The sequence below is a fragment of the Streptomyces sp. PH10-H1 genome (assembly GCF_030063355.1).
Classification (GTDB): Bacteria; Actinomycetota; Actinomycetes; order Streptomycetales; family Streptomycetaceae; genus Actinacidiphila.
In genome coordinates, this window is record NZ_JASISZ010000017.1 from 1 (window position 1) to 3,180 (window position 3,180).

The window sequence follows — 3,180 nt, forward strand, 5'->3', positions numbered from 1 at the left end:
AGGGCGGAGAGAGGGGTGGGTGGGTGGGTCCGAAACCTGTGTCCGATTATCGCCACCCGGTGTGATCTGCGCATCTTGCCATGCGGACAGACCCAGCCAGGGGTCCAGTTATGTCAAAATCGGATAACGGGCGATCCCCGGGCTCTCACCGGGCCGGCACACCAAGGCCGGACCATGGCGGGGGCCACGCCGACCAGTCGCACACAGTATCCGCGCTGTCTTGCCATTCGGACCTTTTGCCGCGCTGTATGCCGATATTTCCTATTCGCGTCACCGTGATGCAACCGAATGGGACTCGCAGCGGAATCGGTCTTCCGGTAGAACGGATCCTTACCCCTCATCCCGGGGCCCATGGCGTGCGTGCGGCACGCCTGGCGCCGGTGCCTTCAGGACCACTCAAGTGCCTGGGTGTACCGATGCCGAGCCCGCCTATCTCCATTTCTGGAGATAGTACCCTCGAAACCAAATCAGACAAAGGGGTCAATTGTGGCAGCGGAGATCGTCAATTCTCGGACCGATACGGACACGTTCCCCATCGATCCGGTCTTCGCCCTGCACCGCGGCGGAAAGATGGAGGTGGCCGCCACCGTGCCGGTGCGCGACGCGGACGATCTGTCTCTCGCGTACACGCCGGGCGTCGCGAAGGTCTGCACGGCGATCGCCGAGCAACCCGATCTGGTGAACGACTACACCTGGAAGTCCAACGTCGTGGCCGTGGTCACGGACGGCACCGCGGTGCTCGGACTCGGTGACATCGGTCCCGAGGCCTCCCTTCCGGTGATGGAGGGCAAGGCCATCCTCTTCAAGCAGTTCGGCGGGGTCGACGCGGTCCCGATCGCGCTGGCCTGCACGGACGTGGACGAGATCGTCGAAACCGTGGTGCGTATCGCCCCGTCCTTCGGCGGCGTCAACCTGGAGGACATTTCCGCCCCCCGCTGCTTCGAGATCGAGCGCAAGCTGCAGGAGCGTCTCGACATCCCGGTCTTCCACGACGACCAGCACGGCACCGCCGTCGTGACGCTGGCCGCGCTGCGCAACGCCGCCAAGCTCACCGGCCGCTCGCTGGGCGAGCTGCGCGCGGTGATCTCCGGCGCGGGCGCCGCGGGGGTCGCCATCGCCAAGATCCTCATCGAGGCGGGGATCGGCGATGTCGCCGTCGCCGACCGTAAGGGAATCGTGCACGGCGGACGTGACGACTTGAACTCCGTCAAGCGCGAGCTGGCCTCGTACACCAATAAGGCTGGACTTTCCGGCTCGCTGGAGGCCGCTCTCGACGGTGCGGACGTGTTCATCGGCGTCTCCGGCGGCACCGTGCGCGAGGAGGCGGTGGCCACCATGGCCAAGGGCGCCTTCATCTTCGCCATGGCCAACCCGACGCCCGAGATCCACCCGGACATCGCCCACAAGTACGCGGCCGTCGTCGCCACCGGCCGCAGCGACTACCCGAACCAGATCAACAACGTCCTCGCGTTCCCGGGCATCTTCGCCGGCGCCCTCCAGGTGCGCGCCTCGCGCATCACCGAGGGCATGAAGATCGCCGCCGCCGAGGCGCTGGCCGCCGTCATCGCCGACGAGATCAGTGCCGACTGCGTCATCCCGTCGCCGTTCGACGCGCGCGTCGCCCCGGCCGTCACGGCCGCGGTCGCCGCCGCCGCCCGCGCGGAGGGCGTCGCCCGCCGCTGACCGCTTCCGGCGGGGGTTGTTGTACGACGGCGGGCCGGCACCCATGGTGCCGGCCCACCGTCACGTGATCAGCGCACCGTGGTCCAGGCGACCGCAGGGCTCCCGCGTGCGGGCGGGCGTAGGCCTCGACGTTGTCGAGTCGTTCCAGCCGGCGCCAGCCGAGGATGACCGTCACGAGCGTCGTCTGGACGAGGTCATCGGCCTCGTCGCGGTCGCCGCACAGCAGGAACGCGCTGCGGAAGAGCGCCACCCGTCTCGCGCCGACGAACGCGTGCACCGCGTCGTCTCCCTCGCCGGCACTCTCGTCCTGCCGCATGTCGTCCCCTCCCGTGACCGCGTGCGCGGACCGCCCGTCACTGTGTCAGTGCAGTGGGAGGCCGGGGAGGTTGCGCGGTGGGGGTGACGAATGTCGCTTCGCGCGGCGGGGTCTTCACCTGTTGTGGCCCGCACGGATAGTTTCTGGGCATGTTCGCTGCCTATGCCGCACGTATCGACCGTGATCAGCCGCTGAACGGCCTGGAGCTGGGGGAGCGCCCGGAGCCGGAACGGCGGCCGGGATGGACGACGGTGACGGTGCGGGCCGCGTCGCTCAACCACCATGATCTGTGGTCGCTGCGCGGGGTGGGGCTCGGGCAGGAGCGGCTGCCGATGATCCTGGGCTGCGACGCGGCGGGGATCGACGAGGACGGCAACGAGGTCGTCCTGCACTCGGTCATCGGGCAGTCCGGGCACGGGGTGGGGCCGGACGAGCCGCGCTCGATCCTCACCGAGCGGTATCAGGGGACCTTCGCGGAGCGGGTGTCGGTGCCCTCGTGGAACGTGCTGCCGAAACCGGCGGAGCTGTCCTTCGAGGAGGCGGCCTGCCTGCCGACCGCGTGGCTGACCGCCTACCGGATGCTCTTCACCAACGCGGGAGTGCGGCCAGGGGATTCCATCCTGGTGCAGGGCGCCGGCGGCGGGGTCGCGACGGCCGCGATCGTGCTGGCGAAGGCCGCGGGGCTGCGGGTGTTCGCGACGAGCCGGGACAAGGGCAAGCGCGAACGGGCGGTGGAACTGGGCGCGGAGGCCGCCTTCGAGGCAGGAGCGCGGCTGCCGCGGCGGGTCGACGCGGTGATCGAGACGGTCGGCGCCGCCACCTGGTCGCATTCGGTGAAGTCGCTCAGGCCCGGTGGCACGCTGGTGATCTCGGGCGCCACGAGCGGCCCGAACCCGCCGGCCGCCGAACTCAACCGGATCTTCTTCCTGGAACTGAAGGTCGTCGGCTCGACGATGGGCACCAAGGACGAGCTGGAGGATCTGCTGAGCTTCTGCGCGGCCACCGGGATCCGGCCGGTGATCGACTCCGTGCTGCCGCTCGACCGCGCCCGCGAGGGCTTCGAGAAGATGGCGGGCGGCGAGCTGTTCGGGAAGATCGTGCTGACGATGAGCTGATCCTGGTGACATGGCTGCGGTGTGGGGGGGCCCCAGCGCCGGCACCCCCACCCCCACCCCTTCCGG

The 3,180-nt window shown here is 69.4% G+C and carries 2 protein-coding genes and 1 pseudogene; 2 read left to right on the forward strand and 1 reads right to left on the reverse strand.

Annotated elements, in window-relative coordinates; translation table 11 throughout:
- Nucleotides 1–486 precede the first annotated feature (486 nt).
- On the forward strand, nt 487–1,683 hold the full coding sequence (locus QMK24_RS13345) for an NAD(P)-dependent malic enzyme (RefSeq protein WP_283465895.1): 1,197 nt from the start codon (nt 487–489) through the stop codon (nt 1,681–1,683).
- A 112-nt stretch (nt 1,684–1,795) separates the two neighbouring features.
- On the opposite strand, the pseudogene QMK24_RS13350 reads toward QMK24_RS13345, so the two are convergent.
- Nucleotides 1,796–1,999, reverse strand: a pseudogene (locus tag QMK24_RS13350) (sigma factor); the annotation flags it as partial.
- Nucleotides 2,000–2,148: 149 nt separating this feature from the next.
- On the opposite strand from QMK24_RS13350, the gene QMK24_RS13355 reads away from it, so the two are divergent.
- Nucleotides 2,149–3,114, forward strand: a complete 966-nt coding sequence (locus tag QMK24_RS13355; RefSeq protein ID WP_283465896.1) for a zinc-binding dehydrogenase — start codon at nt 2,149–2,151, stop codon at nt 3,112–3,114.
- The last annotated feature ends 66 nt before the right edge of the window (nt 3,115–3,180 follow it).

What these genes read in the sequence shown, in the direction of transcription:
- QMK24_RS13355 (WP_283465896.1), top strand. Translation starts at nt 2,149, where the DNA reads ATGTTCGCTGCCTATGCCGCACGTATCGACCGTGATCAGCCGCTGAAC.